General features: G+C 64.1%; 24 protein-coding genes. 15 read left to right on the top strand and 9 right to left on the bottom strand.

Going from position 1 to position 26,999, the window contains the following annotated elements:
* The first annotated feature begins 2 nt into the window (after positions 1-2).
* From ACTPOI_RS04485 to ACTPOI_RS04465, 5 genes are all read left to right on the top strand, one after another.
* Positions 3-419 (top strand): organic hydroperoxide resistance protein, encoded by a 417-nt coding sequence (locus ACTPOI_RS04485; protein ID WP_440106814.1) that lies wholly within the window; start codon positions 3-5, stop codon positions 417-419.
* 195 nt (positions 420-614) lie between these two features.
* Positions 615-1,373 carry a metallophosphoesterase family protein gene (locus ACTPOI_RS04480; protein ID WP_440106812.1) on the top strand — a complete coding sequence of 253 codons (759 nt, stop codon included), beginning with the start codon at positions 615-617 and terminating at the stop codon, positions 1,371-1,373.
* Between the two features lie 72 nt (positions 1,374-1,445).
* Entirely contained in the window at positions 1,446-2,885 is a 1,440-nt protein-coding gene (locus ACTPOI_RS04475) for a serine/threonine protein kinase (RefSeq protein WP_440106810.1), read from the top strand.
* A 388-nt stretch (positions 2,886-3,273) separates the two neighbouring features.
* Positions 3,274-4,368 carry a DUF2855 family protein gene (locus ACTPOI_RS04470; RefSeq protein ID WP_440106808.1) on the top strand — a complete coding sequence of 365 codons (1,095 nt, stop codon included), beginning with the start codon at positions 3,274-3,276 and terminating at the stop codon, positions 4,366-4,368.
* Positions 4,369-4,400: 32 nt separating this feature from the next.
* A complete protein-coding gene (locus ACTPOI_RS04465; protein WP_440106806.1) occupies positions 4,401-5,489 on the top strand; it encodes a serine/threonine protein kinase in 1,089 nt (362 codons plus the stop codon).
* Positions 5,490-5,504: 15 nt separating this feature from the next.
* Here ACTPOI_RS04465 and ACTPOI_RS04460 read toward each other — a convergent pair whose 3' ends face one another.
* Positions 5,505-6,134: an exosortase H-associated membrane protein gene (locus ACTPOI_RS04460; protein WP_440106804.1), complete on the bottom strand. Its 630-nt coding sequence runs from the start codon at positions 6,132-6,134 to the stop codon at positions 5,505-5,507.
* 9 nt (positions 6,135-6,143) lie between these two features.
* On the bottom strand, positions 6,144-6,668 hold the full coding sequence (gene xrtH, locus ACTPOI_RS04455; protein ID WP_440106801.1) for an exosortase H: 525 nt from the start codon (positions 6,666-6,668) through the stop codon (positions 6,144-6,146).
* 621 nt (positions 6,669-7,289) lie between these two features.
* On the opposite strand from xrtH, the gene ACTPOI_RS04450 reads away from it, so the two are divergent.
* The 10 genes from ACTPOI_RS04450 to ACTPOI_RS04405 are packed head-to-tail and all read left to right on the top strand — an operon-like array spanning position 7,290 to position 16,232.
* Positions 7,290-8,282, top strand: coding sequence for an SMP-30/gluconolactonase/LRE family protein (locus tag ACTPOI_RS04450; protein WP_440106799.1), 993 nt, complete (start codon positions 7,290-7,292; stop codon positions 8,280-8,282).
* Complete coding sequence (locus ACTPOI_RS04445; RefSeq protein WP_440106797.1) at positions 8,279-8,953, top strand: GntR family transcriptional regulator; 675 nt, start codon at positions 8,279-8,281, stop codon at positions 8,951-8,953. Before ACTPOI_RS04450 ends, ACTPOI_RS04445 begins: the two co-directional genes overlap by 4 nt.
* Positions 8,954-8,964: 11 nt before the next feature.
* Positions 8,965-10,038 (top strand): isocitrate/isopropylmalate dehydrogenase family protein, encoded by a 1,074-nt coding sequence (locus ACTPOI_RS04440; protein WP_440106795.1) that lies wholly within the window; start codon positions 8,965-8,967, stop codon positions 10,036-10,038.
* Positions 10,035-11,084 (top strand): Gfo/Idh/MocA family protein, encoded by a 1,050-nt coding sequence (locus ACTPOI_RS04435; RefSeq protein WP_440106793.1) that lies wholly within the window; start codon positions 10,035-10,037, stop codon positions 11,082-11,084. The genes ACTPOI_RS04440 and ACTPOI_RS04435 overlap by 4 nt, the downstream gene beginning before the upstream one ends.
* Positions 11,085-11,096: 12 nt before the next feature.
* Positions 11,097-12,089 (top strand): TRAP transporter substrate-binding protein, encoded by a 993-nt coding sequence (locus ACTPOI_RS04430; protein ID WP_440106791.1) that lies wholly within the window; start codon positions 11,097-11,099, stop codon positions 12,087-12,089.
* A gap of 3 nt (positions 12,090-12,092) precedes the next feature.
* Positions 12,093-12,635: a TRAP transporter small permease gene (locus tag ACTPOI_RS04425; protein WP_440106789.1), complete on the top strand. Its 543-nt coding sequence runs from the start codon at positions 12,093-12,095 to the stop codon at positions 12,633-12,635.
* A gap of 10 nt (positions 12,636-12,645) precedes the next feature.
* Entirely contained in the window at positions 12,646-13,929 is a 1,284-nt protein-coding gene (locus tag ACTPOI_RS04420) for a TRAP transporter large permease (protein WP_440106787.1), read from the top strand.
* A gap of 29 nt (positions 13,930-13,958) precedes the next feature.
* Positions 13,959-14,249: a putative quinol monooxygenase gene (locus ACTPOI_RS04415; RefSeq protein ID WP_440106785.1), complete on the top strand. Its 291-nt coding sequence runs from the start codon at positions 13,959-13,961 to the stop codon at positions 14,247-14,249.
* A gap of 16 nt (positions 14,250-14,265) precedes the next feature.
* Entirely contained in the window at positions 14,266-15,564 is a 1,299-nt protein-coding gene (otnK, locus tag ACTPOI_RS04410) for a 3-oxo-tetronate kinase (protein ID WP_440108263.1), read from the top strand.
* Positions 15,564-16,232 (top strand): class II aldolase/adducin family protein, encoded by a 669-nt coding sequence (locus ACTPOI_RS04405; RefSeq protein WP_440106783.1) that lies wholly within the window; start codon positions 15,564-15,566, stop codon positions 16,230-16,232. The genes otnK and ACTPOI_RS04405 overlap by 1 nt, the downstream gene beginning before the upstream one ends.
* A 453-nt stretch (positions 16,233-16,685) precedes the next feature.
* Here the strand turns inward: ACTPOI_RS04405 and secD are convergent, their stop codons facing one another.
* The 7 genes from secD to ACTPOI_RS04370 all read right to left on the bottom strand — a co-directional run bounded on the left by secD (position 16,686) and on the right by ACTPOI_RS04370 (position 26,723).
* Entirely contained in the window at positions 16,686-19,235 is a 2,550-nt protein-coding gene (gene secD / locus ACTPOI_RS04400) for a protein translocase subunit SecD (protein WP_440106781.1), read from the bottom strand.
* Between the two features lie 93 nt (positions 19,236-19,328).
* Positions 19,329-19,739, bottom strand: a complete 411-nt coding sequence (locus ACTPOI_RS04395; RefSeq protein WP_440106779.1) for a hypothetical protein — start codon at positions 19,737-19,739, stop codon at positions 19,329-19,331.
* 337 nt (positions 19,740-20,076) lie between these two features.
* Entirely contained in the window at positions 20,077-22,050 is a 1,974-nt protein-coding gene (htpG, locus tag ACTPOI_RS04390; RefSeq protein WP_440106777.1) for a molecular chaperone HtpG, read from the bottom strand.
* 122 nt (positions 22,051-22,172) lie between these two features.
* Positions 22,173-23,207 (bottom strand): ABC transporter substrate-binding protein, encoded by a 1,035-nt coding sequence (locus tag ACTPOI_RS04385; RefSeq protein ID WP_440106775.1) that lies wholly within the window; start codon positions 23,205-23,207, stop codon positions 22,173-22,175.
* 145 nt (positions 23,208-23,352) lie between these two features.
* The gene (locus ACTPOI_RS04380; protein ID WP_440106773.1) at positions 23,353-24,288 is read right to left on the bottom strand and encodes an exopolyphosphatase; all 936 of its coding nucleotides are present in this window, start codon (positions 24,286-24,288) and stop codon (positions 23,353-23,355) included.
* A gap of 110 nt (positions 24,289-24,398) precedes the next feature.
* Positions 24,399-25,799, bottom strand: a complete 1,401-nt coding sequence (locus ACTPOI_RS04375) for an esterase/lipase family protein (RefSeq protein WP_440106771.1) — start codon at positions 25,797-25,799, stop codon at positions 24,399-24,401.
* A gap of 123 nt (positions 25,800-25,922) precedes the next feature.
* Positions 25,923-26,723, bottom strand: coding sequence for a pseudouridine synthase (locus ACTPOI_RS04370; protein ID WP_440108262.1), 801 nt, complete (start codon positions 26,721-26,723; stop codon positions 25,923-25,925).
* Positions 26,724-26,999 lie beyond the last annotated feature (276 nt).

Below are 26,999 nucleotides of genomic sequence, written 5' to 3'. Positions count from 1 at the left end.
CCATGACCACACTCGAAAAAGTCCTGTACACCGCCAAGGCCCACGTCACCGGTGGCCGCGATGGCGCCGCCAAGACCGATGACGGCCGCCTGGACGTCAAGCTGTCCTCGCCCGGCACTGCCGGCACCGGCACCAACCCCGAGCAGTTGTTTGCATCGGGTTACGCAGCCTGCTTCATCGGCGCGATGAAGGCTGTGGGCGGCAAGATCGGCATCCCCGTGCCGCAAGACGTGTCCATCGATGCCGAAGTGGACCTGGGCCCCATCCCGAACGCCTACGGCATCGCCGCCCGCCTGGCCATCAGCCTGCCCGGCATGGACAAGGCCACCGCCCAGAAGCTGGTGGACGCAGCCCACCAGGTCTGCCCTTACTCCAACGCCACGCGCGGCAACATCGACGTGACGATCACGCTGGTGTAAGTGCTGGCGGGGCTGCCTGCCAGCGTGCTGACAGGCAGCCAAACGCTCTCAAAATAATAGCTGCTAGTGCTTATAAATGAAGCGCTAGCAGCTGTTTTTTCTTTAGAAACACCCTGACAGGGCCTTTGGTGCCCCGCCCCGGCTGCAAGCCTGCGTTCAGCCACCGGGAGGATGATGGTGGGCAGAAGGCCCGCCATGAAGATCGCCCTGCTGTCCGACATCCACGCCAACCGGCCCGCACTGGCGGCCTGCCTGGAGCACGCGCGCGGCCAAGGGGCCGATCAGTTTGCACTGCTGGGCGACCTGGTGGGCTACGGTGGCGAGCCCGCCGCTGTGCTTGACGACCTCATGGCGCTGGCTGCGCAGGGCGCGTGGGTGGTGCTGGGCAACCACGACGCCATGGCCCTTGCGCCGCCCCCGGCGGCCTCCAGCCGTGGCGCGCTGGGCGCGCAGTGGACGCATGACCAGCTGGAGCCCCGGCATGTGGACTTTTTGCAGTCGCTGCCACTCACCTTGCGCATGGGTGACGCCGCGCTGCTGGTACACGCCAGCGCCGACGCGCCCGCCCAGTGGCGCTACGTGGAAGACTCCGGCGCTGCCGAACGCAGCATGACCGCCGCGCAGGCGCTCGATCCGGCCATCCGCTACGTTTTCAGCGGCCACGTGCACGGGCAGGCGCTGTATTTCATGACACCAACCGCCAAGCTCATGCGCTTTGCGCCCGAGCCCGGCGTGGCTGTGCCCGTGCCTCCGCATCGGCAGTGGCTGGCCATCGTGGGCTCGGTGGGCCAGCCGCGCGACGGCGATGCGCGCGCCATGTATGCCGTGTTTGACGACACCGCGCGGCAGGTCACGTTTCACCGCGTGCCATACGACCATGTGGCTGCAGCGGCGTCTATCCGCGCCGCCGGCCTGCCCGCTTTTTATGCCGACCGGCTGGAATCCGGCCACTGAGGGCGCCTTGCGTCCATCCGGCGGGCCTCGCAACATGCAACCTCCCTTTGCAACTGCCCTGCGCCCTGCACGATGAAGAAGCTTGAACCCGGCACCGAGATCGACGGCTTTCGGGTACGCGAATGCATCCATGCCGGTGGCATGGCGCACATCTACGCAGTGGACTACGCGCAGGAAGGCCGCAGCAGCGGCTTTCCGATGGCGATGAAGATCCCGCGCATGACGGTGGGCGACGGGGCCGAGACCATTGTGAGCTTCGAGGTTGAACTGCAGATACTGCCCGTGCTCACCGGCCTCCATGTGCCGCGCTTTGTGGCCGCAGGCGACCTCAGCCGCCTGCCCTATCTAGTGATGGAATATGTGCGCGGCAAAACGCTGCAGCACTGGCTGGACCAGCCCGAGCGCCCCGACGCCGACACCATTGCCCGCCTGGGCACGGCCGTGGCCCACGCCGCGCACAGCCTGCACCAGCAGAACGTGTGCCATCTGGACCTGAAGCCTGCCAACGTGCTCATCAAGGATGATGACGGGAGCGCCGTGCTGCTGGACTTCGGCCTGTCGTGTCACGCGCACTACCCCGACCTGCTGGCCGAGGAGATGCGCGTTGCAGTCGGTTCCCCGGCATGGATCGCACCCGAGCAGGTGGTGGGTGTGCGGGGCGACCCGCGCAGCGACATCTTTGCCATCGGCGTCATGCTGTACGAGCTGGCCACGGGCGAGCTGCCCTTTGGAGCGCCCACCACCAGCGGCGGCATGCGCCAGCGCCTGTGGATGACGCCCGCGCCTCCGCGCAAGCACCGCGCTGACATCCCGGCGTGGCTGCAGGAAATCATCCTGCGCTGCCTGGAGCCCGAGGCATCCCAGCGCTACCCCTCGGCCGCGCACCTGGCCTTCGACCTGGCCCACCCCGGCGACGTACTGCTGACCGAGCGCAGCACCCGCACCCAGGGCACGCCGCTGCGCACGCACCTCAGGCGGTGGTTTCGCGCGGCGGGCATGCAGTACACGCCCAGCCCCCTGCCCGCGCAGCAGATCGAGGACACCCCCATCCTCATGGTGGCCGTGCCCCATGCCGACGTGAGCGACGCCACGCTGTACTCGCTGCGGCAGGCGGTGGGGCGGTCTCTGGGCATCCGGCCCGGCGCGCGGCTGGCGTGCGTGACGGTGATCTCACCATCGGCCAGCAGCCTGACCGACAGCGAGCGCAGCGAAACCACGCTGCACCGCCAGCACATGGCGCGCCTGCGTCAGTGGGCGCAGGGGCTGGACCTGGCAGGCCATCCGGTGAGCTACCACGTGCTGGAGGCCGGCGATGTGGCCCACGCACTGGTGCGCTACGCAGCCAGCAACCACGTCAGCATGATGATCCTGGGCGCTGCCACGCACGGGCTGCAGACGCAGCGCTTCATCGCCACCGTGCCGATGCGTGTGGCGCGGGATGCGCATTGCACGGTGATCCTGGTCAAGCAGGCGTTGCCGTTTGCGCAGCTGGGGCAGGCGCTGACCGACTGAAACCGCGGGCAAGCCGGCCTGCGTCGCACCACCCCACCGCACCCTGCCCGTTAGGGCTGTGCCTGTCGAAGCCTGGCTTGTCGGTTACTACTCCATGCTTGTGTTCAGGGCGGGAGCCGGGAGTCGCCCGGCGTGCGAGTAACTTTCTTTTGGCTCGCCAAAAGAAAGTCACCAAAGAAAAGGCGACCCTCAGTCTGCGACCCCTTCGCTTCGCTGCGGGGCAGACCTGCGCCGGTGCGGTTGCGGGGTGGGAGCCGGACAGCCGCACGGGTCGTCGCTATGCTCGACGCGTAACACGCAGCGCTTGCGCTTGGCCAGCACCCAGCCCCTGTCGCCCACGCGCCGCCGGCAGATTGAGCGCCGCCGGGCTTTCGTTTAGCGTAAGGGGATGAGCACCACCACCCTCCACGTTCGCCAGGACCAGCTGGCCACCACCCGTCTGCACACCACCGAAGACACCGCCCTGGCAGACGGCCAAGTGCGCGTGCGGGTGGACCGCTTTGCACTCACGGCCAACAACATCACCTATGCCGCGATGGGCGACATGCTGAACTACTGGCAGTTCTTCCCTACGGGCGATGCCGGCTGGGGCATCGTGCCCGTATGGGGTTTTGGCACGGTGGTGCAGTCGCTGCACCCCGGTGTGGCGGTGGGCGAGCGCCTGTACGGCTACTGGCCCATGGGCACGCAGGCCGTGCTCACGCCACAGCGGCTCAGCGCCCAGGGCTTCAGCGATGGAGCGCCGCATCGTGCCGGGTTGCATGCCGTCTACAACCAGTACCTGCGCAGCAGCGCCGACGCCTTCTACCAGGCCGACACCGAAGACCTGCAGGCCCTGCTGCGGCCGCTGTTCATCACCTCGTGGCTGATTGACGACTTTCTGGACGACAACGGCTTTTTTGGCGCGCGGCGCATGCTGCTGTCCAGCGCATCGAGCAAGACGGCTTACGGCACGGCCTTTCAGCTTGCGCAGCGCGAAGGCCTTGAAGTGGTGGGCCTAACCTCTGCCACCAATGTGGGTTTTTGCGAAAGCCTGGGCTGTTACCACCGCGTGGTGGCGTACGAAGACCTCGCCACGCTGGATGCCGTCACGCCCTCGGTGTACATCGACTTTGCCGGCAGCACCGGCCTGCGCGGCCGCGTGCACCAGCATTTCAGCGGCCTGGCCTACAGCTGTGCCGTGGGCGCCAGCCACGTGGGCGACCTGGGCGGTGCAGGCCAGCTGCCCGGGCCGCGCCCGGTGATGTTCTTTGCGCCCGCGCAGGTCAAAAAGCGCAATGCCGACTGGGGCGCCGCCGGGCTCGGCCAGCGGCTGGTATTGGCTTGGCAGGCTTTCGGCACCGCCGTGCAAAACCCGGCCTCACCGTGGCTGCAGGTGCGCCAGCACAGCGGGCCTGCCGCCGTACAGGCCCTGTATGCCGACCTGCTGGTCGGTGGCGGCGACCCCCGGCTGGGCCACATGGCCCGCTTTGCCCCGGCCTGACGGGCGCACCGGGGCGGCGGCGACAATGGGGCATGCCCCACCAGCCTTCCCTAGACAGCCAGCCCCCCATCCCCACCGCGCCGGCGCGTTCCGCGGGGGATGCTGACCTGCACCCCTATGCCCGCCTCACGCCCGACCACGTGCTGGACGCGCTGGCCAGTGTGGGCCTGTACGGCGACGGCAGGCTGATGGCCCTGTCGTCGTACGAGAACCGCGTCTACCAGGTCACTCTGGATGACGGCGAGCGCGTGGTGGCCAAGTTCTACCGCCCCGGCCGCTGGAGCCAGGCGCAGATTTTGGAAGAACACGCCTTTGCCGCCGAGCTGATGGCGGCTGAAGTGCCCGCCGTGGGCCCCACGGTACTGGGCGGCCACACCCTGCACCAGCACGACGGCTTTGCGTTTTCGGTCAGCCCCTGGCGCGGCGGCCGGCAACCCGAGCTCGATGACTTTGAAGTGCTGGAATGGATAGGCCGCTTCCTGGCCCGCATCCACACCGTGGGCGCAGCCCAGCCCTTTGCCCACCGCCCGGCGCTGGACCTGCAGGGCTTTGGCATCGAGTCGCGCGACTGGCTGCTGGGCCACCACATCATCCCGCTGGACATGCAGTCGGCCTGGCAGGAGCAGTGCGAAAAAGCTATTGAATTGATAGCAACTAGTGCAAACAATACCGGGACCAGCGGCCAATTTGGCTTGAAAGACGCCACTTTCATCCGTCTGCACGGCGACTGCCACCCCGGCAACATCCTGTGGACTCCGCTGGACGAATGGGGCCGCGGCGGTCCGCACTTTGTGGACCTGGACGACGCCCGCATGGGCCCGGCCGTGCAAGACCTGTGGATGCTACTCTCGGGCGACCGGCGCCAGCGCACTCACCAGCTGGGAGCGCTTATCGACGGTTACGAACAGTTCCGCAGTTTCGACCGCCGCGAGCTGGCGTTGATCGAGCCGCTGCGCACGCTGCGCCTCATCCACTACAGCGCCTGGCTGGCCCGCCGCTGGCAGGACCCGATCTTTCCGGTGAACTTCCCCTGGTTTGGCAGCAGCGACTACTGGCGCGGCCAGGTCGACATGCTGATCGAGCAGAACGAGGCCATGCAGGAAGAGCCCCTGGTGGCGTAGCGACGCTGCCCGCGGTCAGCTCGACGGGCCAGGGCCGGACGCCGCGGGTGCCATGGCATCACGCCAGCCGCGCACCAGCACGTCTTCGACAAACCGCCGGTCCAGCCACAGCCACAGCATGATCGGCACCAGCGTGGGCAGCACCAGCGCCCCCACCTGGTAGCCGTACACGATCGCTTCCATCTGCCACTGCGACACGCGCAGCCAGCGGATGTTCGTCTGCGCGGCCAGCACCACCTGCATCAGCACGTAGAACGTGACGCTGAAGGCCTGCGCCGGCAGCAGCAGCGCGTACCCGGCTAGGGCCTTTTGCCAGCGGCCCTTGCCCCGTGCGGCCAGCAGCAGTGCCAGCAGGATGGGCAGCCCGTAGGCGTAACGGCCAGGGCTGGCGTCGATGGTGATCTCACCCATCCGCCCGCCCGCCTGCGCGATGGGCACTGCCACCGAGGTTTCCACTTCCATGTTGCCCGGTGTCAGCTGCACCTTGCGCACCCAGATCGGTGCGCCCTGCTCCAGCGCGATGTGCGACAGAACCCCGATCGGGTAGGACGTCCAGGCCGAGACCTGCGACCACAGCGCGGTCAGCACGATGATCCACCCGAAGGCAGACAGCACGAAGGTGACGAGGGGCGAGGGGCGGCGCATGGGGCGGGCTCAGGCCGATGGCGTGGCGGCAATGGGCGCGGCAGGCGCAATGGCCCCCGAGCGGTTGCCGGCGCGTACCCACAGCAGCCAGACCACCAGCACGTCCAGCATGATCAACGCCTGCCACAGGTATTCGTGCGCAAAGTTGAACACCGCCGTGTTCCACTGGCCCAGATAGAACAGGCTGATCACGCGCACCACGTTCAGTGCCTGTACCGCCACGAAGCCGGCCACCAGCCCCACCAGCTTGTGCCGCCAGGTCGAGGGGAACGCCATCACTGCGGCAAACAGCACGATGCACGCCTCGATGCCGTTGCAGCCCGGCTCGATCGAGACTCCGAAGCCCGTCACCGTGTTCCACAGCACCTTGCCCGCGGCTGCCGCCGTTTCATCAAACATGGTGACCAGCCACACGCACATCCGCGCCAGCAGCGCCGTCCATGGCAGCACCACATGCTGCTGCACCACGCCCAGCATGTTGATGCCGAACAGGCCCAGCTGTAGGGCGACGAAGGTCAGGAAGAAACGAAACATCGGGGGACTCCGTGAGGGTCAATGCGCCCGGCTGACAGCCGGTACGCCAGTTTCATGGCGTACCGCCGGATTATCTGCAATACAGCCGCTCCTCTTCAGGGAGTACCGCTCCCGCGGCCACGTGCTTGACAGCAAGCCGCCGTCGACGAAACGAAGTCGTGCAAGCCTAGCGTCACCTCGAGATTGAGTCCGCTTACTCGCCCCGGTCGCCGCGTCGCCCACGCCGTAGGGCAGACATGCAGCGGACGATCTCGCATGAGCAAATCGACACGTCGGAGAAGGCGGCTCCGACATTGCTCCAGCATGTCTTCGGGCCAAACCCGCACTCGGTGCCCCGCGTGGGCGCATCAAACCTGAAGTGGGCATGGAAGGTCACTCTTCTATGCACAAACCCCCTGCCGTTTCATCTGCCACGTTGAAAAGGCGCCCGGGTCATCGGCAACACACTACGAAGGTAACGCAAGGGTGGCGGACGTTTCGTTGCAGGGGTGCATAGGTCGGGCACGCAGGAACGCGCCGGGATTGGCCTTCCGTACGGGGTTTGCAGCGCTTGCAACGTTTGAGAGCAACAAGGGTATGTCCTGATGATCCACCCCAAAGCATCCGTTAACGTATGCATTAATGAATTCGCAGAAACCATCCATCCCGGTCAATTGGGAAACGCAGCTGTCCAGCCTTGGCTCGAACCTGATTCGCCCGGAATGTGTACTCGCCACCCGATCAGGCGCCCTTTACACCGCCGACTGGCGGGGAGGCGTGGCACAAGTTCTGCCCGACGGTACAGAAACCTTGTTCACGGGAACCATGCCGGACGGGCTTACGGCGCGTCCCAATGGCATCGCCCTCATGGCCGATGGCAGCTTCCTGATGGCTCAACTGGGTGAAAGCGATGGAGGCGTTTACCGTTTGACGCGAGAAGGGCAAATCACGCCCTGGCTGCGCGAGGTGGACGGCATGGATTTGCCGCCTACCAACTACGTGGTGCAAGACGCCGCGGGACGTACATGGATCACCGTCAGCACGCGGCTCACGCCGCGTGCCGCAGCCTATCGCAGTGACGTAGCCAACGGGTTCGTGGTCTGCGTGAGTGCCAACGGTCATGCCCGCATCGTGGCCGATGGCCTGGGCTATACGAATGAAGTGGCGGTTCACCCCAGTGGTCGCTGGCTTTATGTCAACGAGACCTTTGGTCGAAGGCTTTCTCGATTTCCCCTGCTGGCGGACGGATCACTTGGTACCTGCGAGACCGTGACGGAGTTTGGCGCGGGCACCTTCCCGGACGGACTGGCATTCGATGAAGAAGGCTCTGCCTGGATCGTGAGCATTGTGAGCAATCGCCTGATACGGGTGGCGCAGGACGGTAGCCAGCAGATCTATCTGGAAGACAACGAGCACGGGCACCTGGCCTGGGTGGAGCAAGCTTTTCAGAGTCAGTCCATGGGACGTCCCCACCTCGACGCGATTCAAAGCCAGCGTCTTCGCAACATCTCCAGCATTGCCTTTGCGGGACCGGAGCGCCGGACCGGCGTACTCGGGTGCCTTTTGGGCAACCGCCTCGAAACCCTTTCCATGCCTGTTGCAGGCGTGGCCCCTTTTCACTGGAACTTCGCATGAGCCTCGCCAACCCCTCAACCTCCCTGGTGGACATCGCCTACGAGCAAATCCGCCGCCGAATCCTCGACAACGTGTGGCCACCAGGGCATCGCGCGCTGGAACAGGAAATTGCGCTGGTCTTGGGCATGAGCCGAACGCCCATCAGGGAGGCACTCGTGCGCCTGCAGAACGACGGCCTGGTTGAGGTCGTACCGCGTCACGGTATGCGCGTTCTGGCCGTGTCGCCGGCTGACATGCGCGAGATATACGAAATCCTGACAGCCCTGGAATGCATGGCTGCGGAAATCGTGGCGCACCGAAAACCCAGCGAGGACGAACTGCAGCCTCTGATCCAGGCCACGGCCGACATGGATTTGGCATTGGCAAAAGACGACCTCGATGCCTGGGCAGTGGCTGACGAGCGGTTTCACGCCGCACTCGTTGAGCTATGCGGCAACCGGCAACTGGCCGCCACCGTCTGGAACTACTGGGACCGTGCGCACCGCGCGCGAATGTTCAGCCTGCGCCTGCGTCCGAAACCGGTCAACTCCACCCAGGAGCACATGGCTCTGCTGGAACGGTTACGGGCCGGTGACGCCGTTGGTGCGTCTCAAGTCAACCGCCATCACCGGGAGCGCGCCAGTCGTGAGCTTCTCCAGATTTTTGAGCAGTTCAAGCTTGCACAAATGTGAAAACCGATTCCATGAAAAAAATCTCCATCGCAGTGCTCGCCGGAGACGGCATCGGACCAGAGGTCATGGACAGCGCACTACAGGTCCTGGAACGGGTCGGTCACCGCATACATCGCCAATTCGTGGCGCGGCACTATCCTGCAGGCGCACAGAACTACCTTGACACCGGCGAATCGCTGCCCGAATCGACGCTCGCGGCCTGCCGTGCGGCAGACGCCATCCTCTTCGGGGCCATGGGCCTTCCGCACGTACGTGGCAAGGACGGCACCGAAATCATTCCGCAGCTGGACATTCGCTTTGCCCTTGATCTGTATGCCGGTGTACGCCCCGTCCGCACCTGGCCCGGCCTTCCGGTGCCATTGTCGGACCCGCGCGCTACAGAGATCGACCTGGTTCTGATTCGCGAAAACACCGAGGGGCTTTTCTACGCAAGGGGCCGCGGCATTGTCGAGGCCGATGTGGCGTACGACACCCAGAAAATCAGCCGGCTTGGCACAACCCGGATCGTGGACTTCGCGCTGAACCTGGCGCGGGAGCGGGCACAAAAGGGAAGGCCGGGCAAGGTGACGAACGTTGACAAGGCCAATGTGTTTGCATCCATGGCCTTCTGGCGCCAGATCTTTGAAGATCGGGCGAAGCAGTTCCCCGATATCAGAACGGAAAGCGCTTATGTCGATGCGATGGCGCTCAACCTGGTATTGAAGCCGTGGCAGTTCGACGTCTTGGTCACAGAGAACATGTTTGGGGACATTCTTTCGGACCTGATCGCTTCTCTGGTTGGCGGAATGGGCATGGCTCCGTCCGGAGACATCGGTGACCACCATGGCCTCTTCCAGCCTGCGCATGGCACTGCGCCCGACATCGCCGGGCAGGGCGTTGCCAACCCCACCGCCATGATCCTCTCGGCGGCCATGATGCTGGATTGGCTGGCAGTGAGACAGGACGACGCCGAATTGGCTGTGGGAGCCAAAGCGATTGAGCAAGCCGTGCAGTCGGCGTTTGCGAGCCAGGCGGTGCGTCCCAGGGAGTTTGGGGGGGCAAGTGGTACCGCCGACATCACGCGCGCGGTTCTGGAGCGTCTATGACTGCGCGAGTCGCTGTGGTGGGCGCCGGATACTTTGCGCAGTTTCATGTTCAAGGTTGGCAGGCAGCAGGGGCCTCGGTCGTAGCGCTTTGCGACATTGATCAAGACAAGGCCAGGGCCTTGGCAGAGCGGTTCTCGATCAGACAGGTTTTCAATGATGCCGCGCTCATGATCCAGGAAACCCGGGTCGATGTAGTGGACGTAGTGCTTCCCCCCAACGCACAGGCCCAGGTGGTGCGGGCCTCCCTTGCGAAACGCATCTTGACGGTCTGCCAGAAGCCCTTTGGTGTGGACCTTGCAGAAGCTCAGTTGCTGACCGACGAGGCTGACCGTCAGGGAACGCGCCTGGTCATCCACGAAAACTTCCGATTCAGCCCCTGGTTCCGGGAATGCAAGCGCTTGATCAACGCAGATCATTTCGGGCGCCTGCATGGCATCACTTTCCGGCTGCGCACGGGAGATGGCCAAGGTCCGGATGCATACCTGGACCGTCAGCCCTATTTCCAGAAGATGCCACAGCTACTCATACGGGAGACGGGGGCGCACTATGTGGACACGTTCCGGTATCTGATGGGTGAGGTACTGGCTGTCACGGCACGTTTGCGGCGACTCAATCCCCACATTTTGGGTGAAGACGCAGGGCTGGTGATTCTTGAGTTTTCCGACGATCGCCAAGGCCTGTTCGATGGCAACCGCTTGAATGACCATCCAGCCGACGACCCCAGAACCACGATGGGAGAGATGTGGCTGGAAGGTGAGCGTGGCGTGATGCGCCTCGACGGCAACGCGCGGCTCTGGTGGAAGCCTCACGGCGGACCCGAAGCGCAGCACATCTATCCAGCGGGGACCCAGGGGCCTTTCGGCGGTGCCTGCACTGCCCTGCAAGCGCATGTCCTGGCACACCTCGACCACGATGCCCCACTGGAAAACGACGCCCGAAGCTATCTAGAGGTCCTTCGCATTCAGGCAGCGATTTACTTCTCGCACGCCAGCGGAAGCAGGGTTCCCCTGGCCACTTTCGTATCCCCCACCCCTGTACCCACCTGACCAGGAGACACCATGAAAAGAATCCGTTTCGCATTGCTTTCCTCCGTCGCTGCCCTGAGCATCACAGCGACGCACGCCCAGACAACGTTGAAGTTCAGCCACACCGACCAGCAAGGCGGCTCCCGCCACGCCGCAGCTGAGGTGTTTGCGAAAAAAGTCGAAGAGTTGACCCAGGGCAGATACAAGGTGCAGATTTTTTGCTGCAGCCAGTTGGGCAACGATCCGAAGAACATCGAACAACTGGCCCTGGGCGGCATCGACTTCACCGTATCGGCGACTGGTAGCTACGCGCCGCAGCTGCCGACGCTGAACCTGACCATGCTGCCGTTTCTGGTGGACAACTACCAGCAAGGCTGGAAGCTGTACGACGAAAGCAAGTGGCTCAAGGAGCAGTTCGACAAGGCTCCGGCCAAGGGATTCCGGTTTCTCTCGACATGGGAGGCGGGCTTTCGCAGCATGACGACCAAGGACCCACTGAACTCACCAGAAGATGCCAAGGGCAAGAAACTGCGCACGTTCCCCAATGAAATGATGCGCTGGACGTTGGAATCCATGGGATTCAATATCCAGATCATGCCGCTGCCGGAGGTCTACCTTGCGATTCAGCAGGGCGCTGTAAGTGGTCAGGAGAACCCGGTCGACACCATTTTCTCCAACAAGTTCTATGAGGTCGCACCCAATGTCACGTTGACCAACCACGTGTATAGCCCCATCCCGATGGCCATCAGCGAAAAGACCTGGCAGAAGCTTTCGCCCGCTGACCAGAAAGCGATGACCGAAGCAGCGCAGATCGCGGGCAAGTTCAGTCGGCAAGCGATTGCAGACAACGATGAAAAACAGCTCAAGGACATGGCGGCCAAGGGAGCGAAGATCAACACCAAGCCCAATGTGGCAGCTTTCCGCACAGCGGTGCAACCGGTGTATGGCAAGGCGCGTGAGAAGTTCGGTGCGGATGTCGACGCCTTCCTCAAGGACGCGGAGTTGGTGCGCAGCAGCGTCAAGTAAGGCATGAAGAACATGAACCTGCTTCCGCCTTCCCCTCCCGCGCCCCCACCTTTGCGCTGGCTTGGAACTATTGTTGACACCGCGATCGTGTTGCTGGGCGCCGCGCTGGTGGTGGTGGTGTTCAGCAACGTGGTGCTGCACGCCTTTGACAAGGACATTGCCTGGACTACCGAGTTTGGCGAACTCGTGATGGTGTGGACAACATTCCTCGGGGTGGCGGCCGCAGTGCAGCGCAATGCGCACATGGCAGTGACCGAACTGATTGACCTGGTGCCTGAACCCCGGCCGCGGCTGTGGGCCGATGGTCTGGTCCAGCTCGCGGTGGCGGGCCTGCTGCTGCTACTTGTGTGGAAGGGAGGCGTGGCAGCGAACGCTGGCTGGACAACCCAAATGACCGTGACCGGTTGGCCTCAAGCAGTGCAATACATGTCTTTACCGGTTTCCTCCGCGATCGCGCTTGTCTTCGTGATCTGGGATCTAGTCCAGATCTGCAGTGGAACGCCCCGACAACAACGTTATGACGTCAATAGCGTCAACACTGCCTGAGGAGTACCCAATGGTTTTGATTTTCATACTCCTGGTTTTCTTTGGTCTGGCGCTGGCGGGCCTGCCCGTCGTGTGGTCCATCCTGGCCACTACGGTGCTCACGGTCTGGTCATTTGGGCTCAGCCATCCCCTGGAGACCATCTTCCTGACCTACATCGGTGGGGTCGAGCCGTTCATTCTCATCGCCGTCCCGCTGTTTATCGTGGCTGGAGAACTTTTCTCGCGCGGTGGCGTCGGCGAACGCATCATCCGTTTCGCTCGCAGCCTGTTTGGCTCGCTACCGGGGGGCCTGGGCATCGTCACTGTCGCGTCCTGCCTTCTGTTTGGCGGCGTGTCCGGATCGGCTATCGCAGGTGCCGCGGCGATCGGCACTGTGATGATCCCTGCTCTGACCAGGCAAGGCTATTCAGCGGCTTTTGCTTCGGCCCTGGTTGCTGCTGCCGGCACGTTGGCCATCATCATGCCGCCTTCGATTCCTTTACTCGTGTTCGGATACATCGCCGGGGCCTCAGTGCGCGATCTGTTTCTCTCCGGAATCGTGCCGGCCTGTCTTTTCGGCATCGGGCTGATGCTGGTATGCGTCTGGTATGGAATCAAGACTGGTTGCGATCGGGGGGGCCAGCACGCATCGGGTGCCGAGATATGGTCATCCTTCAAAGACGCGTTCCCGGCACTGCTGATGCCAGCAATCATCCTTGGCGGTATCTGGAGCGGTTTTTTTACACCTACCGAGTCCGCGGTTGTCGCCGTAGTGTATGGACTGCTGGTCGCGATGTTGTGGTACCGATCAATCAGCTGGCGCGACCTGCCAAGCCTGCTCTACAGCGCCTTTTTGACCAGCGCAGTGGTCATGGCAGTGGTGGGAGCTACGGCAGCGCTGGCATGGATCATCACGGTGGAACAGGTACCCATGGTGATGATGGATTGGGTAAAGGCGGTCGCCAACAACCGCTGGACGTTCTTCCTGCTGATTAACTTCTTCTTGTTGATCCTGGGGATCTTTCTGGAGCCGCTGCCAGCACTGGTGTTGACAGCACCGCTGTTCGTACCCCTGGCACAGGTATACGGCATCGATCCCGTGCACCTCGGCTTGGTCATGACGTGCAATCTGGCGATTGGTCTTTATACGCCGCCGGTCGGGGGCACCCTGTTTGTCGCAGCAAAGCTAGGTCAGGTGAGCATGGGTGCGATCTCCCGTGCGCTGATGCCCTTGTTCTTCGTGTCGCTGCTGGTGCTGCTGCTGATCACCTACGTGCAAGCCCTCCCGATGTCTCTGGTCTGGCTACTGCGCTGACTACCCTCCTCATTTGAAGGCCTCTGGATATGTACGTTGTTGTTGTCGAATTCCGCATCCATTCCGCCTATGTGCAGGCATTTCACCAAGCCATTGTCGAGAACGCGAGGTTGTCAATGGAGTCCGAGGCGGGCTGCCACCAGTTTGACGTGTGTTGCGATCCAGCCGATCCAGCCTTCTTCTTTCTCTATGAGATTTACGAAGACGAAGCCGCTTTCAAAGGACATTTGCAATCGCCCCACTTCCTTGCGATGAGCGCGCTGACCACGTCGTGGGTTGAAAGCAAAACCGTCAAAACGATGACGCGCAAGCAGCCTTGATATCGACCGAGTGATGATGAAAAACTTGCTTTTGGGTTGCATTGCCGATGACTTCACCGGCGCCACCGACCTGGCCAACAATCTTGTGCGCGCTGGCATGCGCTGCATTCAGACGATTGGCGTACCGGATGATGGAGCTTCTTTGCAGGCCGACGCGATTGTGGTGGCGCTCAAGTCGCGCACCTTGCCGGCGGCCGAAGCGGTCTCACAGTCGATTGCCGCGCTGAACTGGTTGCAGGCGCAGGACGCGCAGCAGATCTACTTCAAGTACTGCTCCACCTTCGACTCCACCCCCAAGGGAAACATCGGACCTGTTACGGACGCGTTGCTGGACGCCCTGCATGGCCCCGACCAAGGCTTCACCATCGCTTGCCCGGCTTTTCCGGCGAATCAGCGCACCGTTTTCAAGGGGCACCTTTTCGTGGGCGATGTGCTGCTGTCGGACAGTGGCATGCGCCACCACCCCCTGACCCCGATGGTTGACGCCAACCTTGTTAGGGTGATGCAGGCACAGACACGCAGAAAGGTCGGACTTGTGACCCAGGACGTGGTGGCTGCCGGCCCGCAAGCAATACGCGAACGCTTCGCGGCTCTCCGGCGTGAAGACGTATGCGTAGCTGTTGTAGATGCCGTCTGCAATCAAGATCTGATGACGATCGGCGAGGCTTTGGCAGGCATGTCGCTAGTCACTGCCGGATCAGGCATCGCCATTGGCCTTCCGCAGAACTGGCCCCAGCTGCGCGCTCGCGGGCCTGAGTCGCGCGCAGATGCCTTGCCTCCCGCACGAGGGTGGCAGGCGGTGATCTCAGGCAGCTGCTCGATCGCAACCAATGCACAGGTGTTGCACTTCAAACAGAGCGGCAGGCCAAGCATGGCCGTCGATCCGCTGACAATCGCAGCGGGGGAAGACGTGGTGTCAAAGGTGCTTGACTGGGCCGAACCCCTGTTGCCCAACGGCCCGGTGCTGATCTACGCGACCACCGAGCCGACGGCTGTACAAGCCGTTCAGGAGCACCTGGGGTCGGAGCGGGCGGGCGCGCTGGTGGAAGAAGCGCTCTCGCGTATCGCCTCCGGCTTGATCGCGCGCGGCGTGCGCCAGCTACTGGTTGCCGGAGGGGAGACATCAGGTGCAGTGGTTCAGACGCTCCGCGTGAAGCTCATGACCATAGGTCCCCAAATTGATCCTGGTGTTCCTTGGACCGCGGTGGACACGCCGCTCTGCTCTGGCGAGCCGGTGCACATCGCACTCAAGTCGGGAAACTTTGGCAGCTCCGACTTCTTCACCAAGGCCTTTTCCCAGTTGTCAGCGTTGTGATGAACGAACACGCACTGCGCGAAGAAATCTGCCGCATTGGAGCCTCCCTGTTTGCTCGGGGTTATGTTCACGCAACGGCTGGCAACATCAGCGTCCGCCTGCCCGAAGGCGGCTATCTCATCACGCCCACCGACGCCTGCCTCGGCACGCTTGACCCAGCCCGCTTGGCGAAGGTGGGCGCGGATGGCGCACACAGCGGAGGTGACCGCCCTTCCAAGACGATCACGCTGCACCGCAGTATTTATGGCGCCGACCAAAGCGCTCGCTGCGTTGTCCACACCCATTCAACCTGTCTTGTGGCGCTCTCGCTCGACAAAGCCCGTGCTGGCGCCGACTCAGCGTGCGACGATCTGCTGCCACCAATCACCCCCTATTTCGTAATGAAGGTGGGCCATGTGCCGCTGATTCGCTACCACCGGCCAGGCGATCCGTCAGTGGGTGAGCTGGTTGCGAAGCGCATCGCACGAATGCAGGCGACCGGAACGCCAATCCGTGCGGTGATGCTGGCGCGACTGGGACCCACTGTATGGCACCGAACACCCGCCGAGGCCAGCGCCGTTCTGGAAGAACTGGAGGAAACCGCTCGATTGTGGCTGCTGACCCGCGCAACGCCCCTGGAACCAGAACATATCAACGATTTGCGTCAGCATTTTGGAGCCAACTGGTAAACCTGTGGGGGTCATCGACCTATGCCGACACAGTCTTGGACAGGCCAATGTTGTAGCGTGACGCGCTTTCGCGCCACCCAAACTAGTTCATTGAAATCATGTCAGCACGTGCTGCTCCCACGACGGCGCTTCCGACATGCAAAGCGGAACTGCAGCCCCAGTTGCTGGCGATGGCTGGCGTTGATGGCAGCCGTGATCGAATGTTCAGAGTTGCCTGGCCACTCTCCGCCCAGGGTCGCCGCACAAGCTGGTTGCAGATGTCTGAACCAGCCCCTCATGCGCAGGGCATTTCCGATCTTTCGGCACGAACCCAACAGGACGAACTGCAAGGGAAAACACAGGACTGATTGACAAAGAAAGGGCAAAGCTGCGCCGGTCATATTGTTCTAAGCCGTTGATTACCAAGGTCCGGTTGCAGAGACCGCGGTGCACGTTGACACAGGGTGCGCAGCATCAGGTTTCTCGCACGGGCAGGATCGCAGCGGTCGATGCTCCAGAAGGCTTTTCAGATTCGGCCTCGGCCGCAAACATCGAAACGCCGCGGCGGCTGCGCCAGTCTCCCAGGAACAGCAGGATCGGCGCTGCAATGAACACCGAGGAACATCCCGCAATGATGATGCCCGCCGCCATCGGCACCGCAAAGCTGGCCACCGCCGAGCCGCCCCATACCGCTAGCGGCAGCACCGCGAGGAAGGCGGTGACCGAGGTGTACAGGCTGCGCGTGAGCGTCTGGTTGATGGACAGGTCGATCACCTCGCGCAACGGCTGCTTGCGATGGCTGCGCAGGTTCTCGCGCATGCGGTCGTACACCACTACCTTGTCGTTCACCGAATAGCCCACCAGCGTCAGCAGGGCCGCAATGGCCGTAAGGCTGAAGTCGAGCCCGGTAATGGCAAACACGCCAAGCGTCAGCACCACATCGAGCACCAGGGTCAGGATCGCACCCACCGCAAACGGCCATTCGAAGCGGGCCCAGATGTAGACCAGCATCGCCAGGCTGGCCAGGATCACCGCGATCACGCCAGCCTGGGCCAGTTCGCCGCTGACCTTAGGGCCCACCACCTCGGTGCGCTCGAAGCTGGCGCGCGGGTCGATCTCCAGTACGGCGGCCTTCAGACGCTCGACGGCAGCGGTCTGCTGCGCCTCGCCGCCGGGCTGGCGCTCGACGCGTACCAGCAGGCGGTCTTCGCTGCCCACGGTCTGCAGCGACACCTCGCCCAGGCCCAGCCCGTCAAGCTGCGTGCGGTAGCGCGAGAGGTCATCCGGGATACCAGCGCTCACCTCCATCTGGATGCCGCCCCGGAAGTCGATGCCGAAATTGAGCCCTGGCTTGAACAGCAGGAACAGGCTGGCGGCCACCAGCACGGCCGCCACGCCCAGGCCGGCAAAGCGCGCCTTCATGAAATCGAACCGGGTCCCGTCGGGTACGGGACGGAATCCGAACAGGGGACGGATCTCGATGGTCTTCATGCGCCGGCGGCGCGCGATGGACAGCATCATCACCTTGACCACCGATACCGCCGTGAACATCGAGATTACGATGCCCAGCGCCATGGTGATGGCAAAGCCGCGCACCGGCCCCGAGCCGAACCAGAACAGCAGCACGGTGGCGATCAGCGCCGTCACGTTGCTGTCCATAACCGTGGCGTAGGCCCGCTTGAAACCGGCATCGATGGCCGTGACAGCCGCTTTGCCCTTGAGCGTTTCTTCGCGGATGCGTTCGTTGATGAGCACGTTGGCATCCACCGCCAGCCCGATGCCCAGGACAATGCCCGCGATGCCGGGCAAGGTCAGCGTCGCACCCAGCATGCTCATGCCGGCAATGGTCAGCACCACGTTCAGCGCCAGCGCGACGTTGGCCACCAGCCCCCAGCCGCCGTACAGCACAAACATGAACAAGAACACCAGGACGAAGGCGCCGATACCGGCGTAGATGCCTTTCTGGATTACGTCGCTGCCCAGGTCCGCCCCTACGCTGCGTTCTTCGATCACGGTGAGCTTGGCTGGCAGGGCGCCCGCACGCAGCAGGGCTGACAGCGTGCCCGCCTCCTGCACCGTGAAGTTCCCCGAGATCTGGCCCGAGCCCCCCGTGATGGGCTCGCGGATCACCGGGGCACTGAGCACCTTGCCATCGAGCACGATGGCGAACGGCCGGCCGACATTGGCCTCGGTGATGGCGGCGAATTCGCGGGCGCCGGCCCGGTCGAAGCGGAAGTTGACCACCGGTTCGCGCGTTTGCTGGTCAAACCCCGCACTGGCGTCAGACAGGCGGTCGCCACTGAGCGCCACGCTGTTGCGCACCGGATAGGAGTTGCCTTCGCTGTCCTGCAGCGTGCGGATGCCGTCGGGGCTCGAGGAATCCCCCAGCATGTGAAAGCTCATCTTTGCCGTCGAGCCAAGCAGCGCGCGCAGCTGGGCGGGGTCTTGCAGGCCGGGCAACTGCACCAGGATGCGGTCTGCCCCCACGCGCTGGATGGTGGGCTCGGAGACACCCACCTGGTCCACACGCTGGCGAATGACCTCCAGGCTCTGCTCCACAGCCCGCGTGATCGACTGGTGCTGGCCTTCGGCGGTAAAGACAAGTTCGATGCCGTCCTCACCACGCGGGGTGATGTCCAGGTCCTTGCGGGCAGCGCCCACCGGATTGGACAGGGCGGCCAGCACATCGAGCGCGCGCTGCTGCTGCGCGGCCGACCGCAGCAGCACGACCACACCGCGCTCGCTGGTTTCGATGCCGCGCCAGGGGGTGTCGGCCTCACGCAGCATGCGCCGCGCCTCGTCGGCCAGTGTGCGCGACCGCTCACGCCGCAGCTCCGAGCCATCGACCTCCAGCACGAGGTGCGAGCCCCCGCGCAGGTCCAGGCCCAGGGCCACCGGCTTGTTGGGCAGCGCGTCGGGCCATCGCTCGAGCACCGATGCGGGCAATACGTTGGGCAGCGCAAACAGCAGCGCCACCAGGATGACCGCCAGGTAGGTGGTCACCAGATAGGGAGAGTTCTTCATGAAACGGTCCTGACGGGCGCGCACGGGACTCAAGCCGGCGCGCAGGCATTCGGGAAAAGGCGAAGCCAGCGCGCAACGGGTGCGCGCCAGGCGTCAGGTGAGGATGGGCGGCGCGCGACTGCCGTGCGCGCGGCTGCGCTCTGTGGCGCGCGGCGGGCCGGCGCTGTACGCCGGTTTCCCGACGCGTTGCGACCCGATCTGCGCAAGGACAGGGCTGGCCGGCAACGCAGCATGGGCAGGGCCTGGTGGCGCAGCCTGTGCATCGTTCCCAGCTTGCTGCGCCTGCCAGACGACCGCGCCGGCCACCACGGCCTGCGCCGTCGTCTGGTCGCGACGGGCTGCCCGCATGGCCACCGCGCTACCGCCATGCCGCGCCACATGCTGCGCGTTGACGCTGAACTTGCTGGCCAGGTGCGTCGACGTGATCCCCGCCGCGCCCCCCAGGCCCGCGCACAGCAGCGCAACCCAGGCCAGGATGGCCCACGCGGCCGTCTGCAACCGCATACCCGCACCGACACCCGCCCTGGCTGACGGCGAGGTCAGGTCAGGAGGCCGGGGCGCTGAAAGGGGCAGCGAGTCGGACAGGGGGCCGGTGGGGCATGAAGTCACGGCCCGGACTATAAAGCGCTAGTGATTCGGTTTTTACTGATCCAGAACCCCGTATTCTTTTTCCGATGCCTTGAATGAGGCAGAGAGCAGCATTTCGCCGATAGCGGCACCGCTACAGCGCAGGGGCACCATGCAAAAGCCCCGGCGAGCTTTCGCTGGCCGGGGCTCTGGACACCAAGGAGCCGCTTGCCTGCCCTGGAGAGCAAGCCGGGCTGCGGGCTGTGTTACCGCGTCACACCAGCAGCGCGTTCACGCGCTTGACGTACGCCGCCGGGTCTTCCGGCAGGCCGCCTTCGGCCAGCAGGGCCTGGTCAAACAGGATGTGCGCCAGGTCATGGAAGTGCACGCTGCCGTCGAGCTTCTTGACCAGCGCGTGCTCGGCGTTCACCTCCAGCACCGGCTTGGTGGCAGGAGCCTCCTGACCTGCCTGCTTGAGCAGGCGGGCCAGCTGGGTGCTCATGCCGTCGTCCTGCACCACCAGGCAGGCGGGGGAGTCGACGAGGCGTGTGGTCACGCGCACGTCTTCGGCCTTGTCCTTCAGCGCTTCTTTGAGCTTGGCGAGCACGGGCTTGAAAGTCTCGGCAGCTTCTTCGGCAGCCTTCTTCTCGGCCTCGTCCTGCAGCTTGCCCAGGTCCACCGCACCCTTGGCCACGCTTTGCAGCGGCGTGCCGTCAAACTCGTGCAGGTAGTTCAGCGCCCACTCGTCCACGCGGTCGGTCATCAAGAGTACTTCGATGCCCTTTTTCTTGAAGACTTCGAGCTGCGGGCTGTTCTTGGCGGCGGCGAGTGTTTCGGCGGTGATGTAGTAGATGGCCTCCTGGCCTTCCTTCATGCGGGCCTTGTAGTCGGCAAAGCCTACGGTGACGGTGTCGCTGGTGGTGCTGGCAAAGCGCAGCAGCTTGGCCAGGCGCTCGCGGTTGCCAAAGTCTTCGCCCAGGCCTTCTTTCAGCACGGCACCAAACTCGCTGTAGAACGCGGTGTACTTGCCTTCCTTGGCCTTGTCGTCAGCATCCACCACATCAGTCACTCCGTCGGCACCGGCCGTGGTGTCGTGCCGGTCGTGCTTGGCCAGGTCTTCCAGCATGCTCAGCACACGCTTGGTGCTGCCCTCGCGGATCGCGCGCACGTCGCGGCTTTCCTGCAGAAGCTCCCGGCTCACGTTCAGCGGCAGGTCGGCGGAGTCGATCACGCCCTTCACAAAGCGCAGGTAGGTGGGCATCAGGGCCTCGGCGTCGTCCATGATGAACACGCGCTTGACGTACAGCTTCACGCCCGCCTTCTTGTCGCGGTTCCACAGGTCAAACGGGGCCTTGGCCGGGATGTACAGCAGCTGCGTGTACTCGGTGTTGCCTTCGACGCGGTTGTGCGCCCAGGTCAGGGGCGCTTCATGGTCGTGGCTGATGGCCTTGTAGAAGTCGGCGTACTGTTCTTCGGTGATGTCCTTCTTGGGGCGCGCCCAGAGGGCGCTGGCCTTGTTGATGGTTTCCCACTCGCCGGTCTTGAACATGCCACCGGGCTGGCGGCCGCCGTTTTCGTCCGATGGGTTGATCAGCTCGCCGTCTTTCCACTCTTCCTTTTCCATCAGGATGGGCAGGCTGATGTGGTCGGAATACTTGGCGATGACCTGCTTGAGCTTCCAGGCGTTGAGGTATTCCTCGGCATCGTCGCGCAGGTGCAGGATGATGCTGGTGCCGCGCTCGGCACGGGTGATGGTTTCCACCTCGAAGTCGCCCGTGCCGCCGCTGATCCAGCGCACCCCTTCGTCGGCCGCAAGGCCCGCACGGCGCGACTCCACCGTGATCTTGTCGGCCACTATGAAGCCCGAGTAAAAGCCCACGCCAAACTGGCCGATGAGCTGGGCGTCCTGCTTCTGGTCACCCGAGAGCTTGCCCATGAAGTCCTTGGTGCCGCTCTTGGCGATGGTGCCCAGGTGGTCGATGGCCTCTTGCTGGCTCATGCCGATGCCGTTGTCGGTGATGGTCAGCGTCTTGGCGGCCTTGTCGAAGGTGACGCGCACCTCCAGGTTGGGGGCGTCTTCAAACAGGGCGGAGTTGTTCAAGCCTTCAAAGCGCAGCTTGTCGCAGGCGTCTGATGCGTTGGAGATCAGTTCGCGCAGGAAGATTTCCTGGTTGGAATACAGCGAATGCGTGACAAGGTGCAGCAGCTGGGCCACTTCGGCCTGGAAAGACAGGGTTTGCTTGCTCATGATTTTTGACGTGCGGAAAGTACAAACAAGTGAGTGCGAACAAAAGACAACGCCCCTGAAGTAGGGGCGTTGGTCGGGAAATCAAGGGGCGGTAAAAAAAGCACGCGGCCTGGGCCGCTTCCTCAGCGCGGCAGGGCTTCCACCTCGCGCGTCCAGCGCTCGATCAGGCGGCGCCGCTCTGCCGCCTTGCCGTACTTCTCAAAGTCGTATTTCACGAGCTTGACGCTGTCGAGCGAAGGGATGCGCGGATCCATGGCAAAGGTCTTGTTGGCCGGTACCTGCAGGCTGCCCACCTGGGCGCCTACCGCCTGGCCGGCGGGGCTCATCAGCCAGTCGTAATAGCGCTTGGCGTTGGCCGCATTGCGGGCACCCTTGACCAGGGCAATGCCGCCGATCTCGTAACCGGTGCCTTCGCAGGGCGACTGGGTTTTGACGGGGTATTTGTCAAACTTCCACTTCTCGAAGTTGAACATGAAGGTGACGCCGATGGCGACTTCGCCCTTGGCCACATTGGGCGCCTGGGCCTGGCCGCTGCGGGTGTACTGGTTGGTGTTCTGGTGCAGCTTTTTAAGGTAGGCAAAGGCCGCTTCCTCCCCCATCAACTGCACCAATGTGGCGAGCACGGTGTACGCGGTGCCACTGGTGGCAGGGTGCGATATCTCGACTTCGCCCTTGTACTCGGGCTTGACGAGGTCGGCCCAGCATTTGGGTTCGGGCAGCTTTTTCTTGCGCAGCACGTCGGTGTTGTAGCCAAAGCCGATGGCGCTGGAATAAAAGCCACCCACCTGGTTGCCCGACATGGCGTACTGGCGTACCGCCCAGTCGCGCAGGTCATTGATGTAGTCGGGCCGGTAGGCCTCCAGCAGGCCTTGCTCTGCGGCCTGCAGGAACGGGTCGCCGGTGCCACCCCACCAGATATCGGCCTTGGGGTTGGCAGCCTCGGCGCGCAGTTGGGCTGCGATCTCGCCGGTGCCCTTGTGTGACTGGCTGACCCTGATGCCTGTTTGCCGCGTGAACTCGCGCGCGGCGGCTTCGCACCAGGGGGCATCGGTACTGCACAGGGCATTGACGACGCCCGTCGACTGGGCGTGCACCGGTGCGAGCAGGGCCAGCGAAGCCAGGGGGCCGAGGGCCCAGCGGATGATTGTCTTGTGCATGTGCGGATTTCCCGGTCGGGCTCGCACTGCGGGCCCTGGGTTGGTCGAAGGGGCGACGGCGTGAAAACGTCTTGGCGCCGAAGCGTTGGGGAACCAGACAGGAACACGCAAGGGCACGGCGCCAACGACCCCGCTGGACCCCGGCTCAGCCGTCGGTGGTAATGCGCTGCACCAGCTGCTGCAGCACGGCGTCGGCCTTGTCGTTGGCCACCTGACAGGTGCCGGCCGCCGCGTGGCCGCCGCCGCCAAACTCCAGCATCAGGTTGCCCACGTGGGTCTTGCTGCTGCGGTCCAGGATGGACTTGCCTGTGGCCAGCACGGTGTTCTGCTTTTGCAGCCCCCACATCATGTGGATCGAAATGTTGCACTGGGGGAACAGCGCATAGATCATGAACCGGTTGGTAGCCCAGATGGTTTCCTCTTCGCGCAGGTCCAGCACGACCAGGTTTCCAATCGGGATGGCGCAGCGCATCAGCTGCTCGCCGGCCTTGGCCGAATGCTCGCGGTACAGGGCCACCCGCTCCTGTACGTCTGGCAGCGCCAGGATCTGTTCAATGGTGTGGTCGCGGCAGTATCGGATCAGGTCCATCATCAGCGCGTAGTTGCTGATGCGGAAATCGCGGAAGCGGCCTAGGCCGGTGCGCGAGTCCATCAGGTAGTTGAGCAGCACCCAGCCCTGGGGGTTGAGGATGTCCTCGCGCGAGTACTGGGCCGAGTCTGCCTGGTCCACTGCGGCCATCATCTCGTCGGTGATCCGGGGGAACGCGGCCTTGCCGCCGTAGTGGTTGTAGACCACGCGAGCAGCCGACGGTGCATGCGCCTCGATGATGTGGTTTTCGTCCCGGCGGCCCGAATTGCGTACGGTTTCCGACTCGTGGTGGTCAAACACCAGGTGCGCGCCCGGTACATACGGCAGGTTGGTCGTGATGTCGCGGCTGGTGATGGCGATCTTGCCGTCCTGCATGTCCTTGGGGTGCACAAAAGTGATGTCGTCAATGAGGTCGAGCTCATTGAGCAGCACGGCGCACACCAGCCCGTCGAAATCGCTGCGCGTCACCAGGCGGTATTTCACATCGCTCACATTTCTCTCCTTTTATGGGGGGCGGTCCGGTTCAACCAACCGATGGTAGCGGGGGTCTGGTCGCATGCAATCCCGTTAGCGCCAAAAAACAGGCCTCTCAAGAGGTCACGTCAGGTTTTTGGCAAGCGTGGGGCCAGCCAGCGTACCAACTGCCGCGCAACAGCCGCGTCTCCCAGCATGGCCAGGTGCCCCATTCCGTAGAAAACCGCCTGGCGCGACCTCGCAAATCCCAGCGTGCGCGCAGGGTCGTCGTGCACCCCGAGTGCACTGCTGAGCGGAACCAGACCGTCGCCCACCAGGGTCTCGGCGGCCAGGCTGCGGCGGCTGGCCAGCGTGGCCGCCAGTGCATGGCAGGCCACGCCGGATGGCAGGGGTACCGGCGTGCGGCGGTCTGGCTCCTTGCGGAAACGGTCGCGCCCCTCCCAGTCGGAAGGCAGCACATGCCCGTAGCGCAGATCGGTGATGCCTGCACTGCGCAGCCTGGCCAGCCGGGCAAACGGGCGCGAATAGGCCGTACGGCCCAGCAGCGCATGTACCCACTGGCCCGCGCGCTCCAGCGGGGCGCCATGGTGCGGCGTACCCAGAAAGACCAGATGGCGCAGCAGGGGCAACCAGCGGCCAGGGGCCGCACCGCCCAGGGTTGCGCGCTGGGCCTTGCCTGCTGTGGCCGCCTGGTGACAGGCGCTGCGCGCCACCAGCCCGCCCATGCTGTGGGCCACCACCGCGATCTCCGTCACGGGCACAGGCCATGTGGCCACGAGCGCGTCAAGCGCTGCCGAAAGCGCCGCCCCGTTGTCCGACGTGTGCAGGCCGGTGTTGTAGCGCAGGTAAACCGGCGTGTAGCCCAGTTCGCGGGCCAGGTGCTCGCCATGGTCGTGGCCGTCATGGCGCCATTGCAGATCGTTCATGCACAAGCCATGCACCAGCACCAAGACCTTGCCCGGCACCGATCCGGTATCGGCCAGCGCCCGTGTGTTGAGCGGCAGCCCGCGCTGGTACCAGCCCATGTGCGTGCACAGCGGATTGCCATCGTGATGGAGGCGGTCGCCCATGACACCATTGAGCGCAGCAATCACGGCCTGGCGCTCCCAGTGCACAGCGGTGCCGTCGCCTTCGTCGGTTGCAAAGAACGGCTCCAGCCGCGAAAGCCCCGCCTGCAAACCGGCATCTACCAGCCGCGTCACGCCCCGGATGCTCTGGTAGACCAGACCCGTGAGGCCCCGCGTGCTGCCGGGCTTTTCGCCCCCTGGCAGGCCGATGGTGCCCAGCACCGACTGGTGTACCCCTTCTGCCACGCGGCTGATGCTGACGGTGGCCTGCGCGGCCAGGCGGGCCACGCTCCGCAGGTCGGTGGCGCGCAGTTGTGCCAATACGCCGCTGCCAGAGTCGCCGTCAGAGGCGCTACCGGAAGCGCTGGCCATAGCATCCGCGGACGCAGTGGCGTCTGCGCCATCGGTCGTTACATGCCCGGGCTTGCGTGAACGGGAGCGGCCAGTGGGGGATGAGGACATGGGAACTCCGTTCACGAACAAGAAAGGATTGCAGCGGCGGGCGGTCAGGCAACCGCTGGCGTAGGCCAGCCGGGCCTCCGTCTGCAGCAGGGCGCGTGCTGAGGGCTCGGCCTGGCACGCAAATCAGAAGCGCTCATGGGGAGACAGGTAACGCCACTGCCCCACCGGCAGGTTGCCCAGCGTCACGCGGCCGATGCGGATGCGCTTGAGCCCCACCACCTTGAGGCCCACCAGCTCGCACATGCGGCGGATCTGCCGCTTTTTACCTTCGGTGAGCACAAAGCGCAGCTGTTCGGGGTTTTGCCAATCGACCTTGGCGGGCTTGAGCGGCTCGCCGTCTAGGCTGAGGCCATGGCGCAGGCGTTCCAGCAATTCTTTGGGAAACACCGCCTGCACATTGGTGCTGACAGGATCACGCTCGTCAATTTCCTGCAAGGGCGCAGAGCGCTCGCCGGGATGGCGTGCCACCGCCTGGCCTGGCGCCGGGTAGACCACGCGCACCAGGTACTCCTTTTCCATCTCGGAGTCTTCGCCAATGATCTGCCGGGCCACGCGGCCGTCCTGCGTCAGCACGAGCAGGCCCACCGAGTCGATGTCCAGCCGCCCGCAAGGCGCCAGGCCACGCAGCTGTGGTGGCGAAAACCGGTTGCGGCTGGGGTCATCGCGCCAGTGGGTGCGCGGGTTGATCAGCGCCACCGCGGGCGTGTGGCCGTCTTCTGCCTGACCACTCACATAGCCAATGGGCTTGTTCAGCAGGATGGTGACGCGCTGTTCCTGAAAGCTCTGCGCCACCTTGTCGACTTCGATGCGGTCGGTGGGCAGCACCTGCACACCCATCTCGGCCACCGCGCCGTTGACCTTGACCCAACCTTGCGCAATCCACTCGTCGGCCTCGCGGCGCGAGCACATGCCCAGCTCGGCCATGCGCTTGTTCAGGCGCGACGTGGGTAGACCATTGGAAGATACCGAGGTAGGTGCCCGCACCGGTGCCTGCCGAACGGGGGCCACGAAGCCGGCCGACGCTGTACGGTAGCCCGTGGGTGGGGGCGTGCGCGATGGGCGGGGCGGTGGCGCGGGCCTCGGCGGCGCAGGCTTGGCGGCGACGCTGGGGCGACGCAGCACCGCACGCGGTGCTGGAGCGGGCGCAGATGCAGGTGTTGCGCCACCGTGGACTGGCGTGGCGGCAGGGCCGGAAGATCC

The organism is Acidovorax sp. BL-A-41-H1 (genome assembly GCF_051942715.1).
This window is presented reverse-complemented; position numbering and strand designations above follow the sequence as displayed.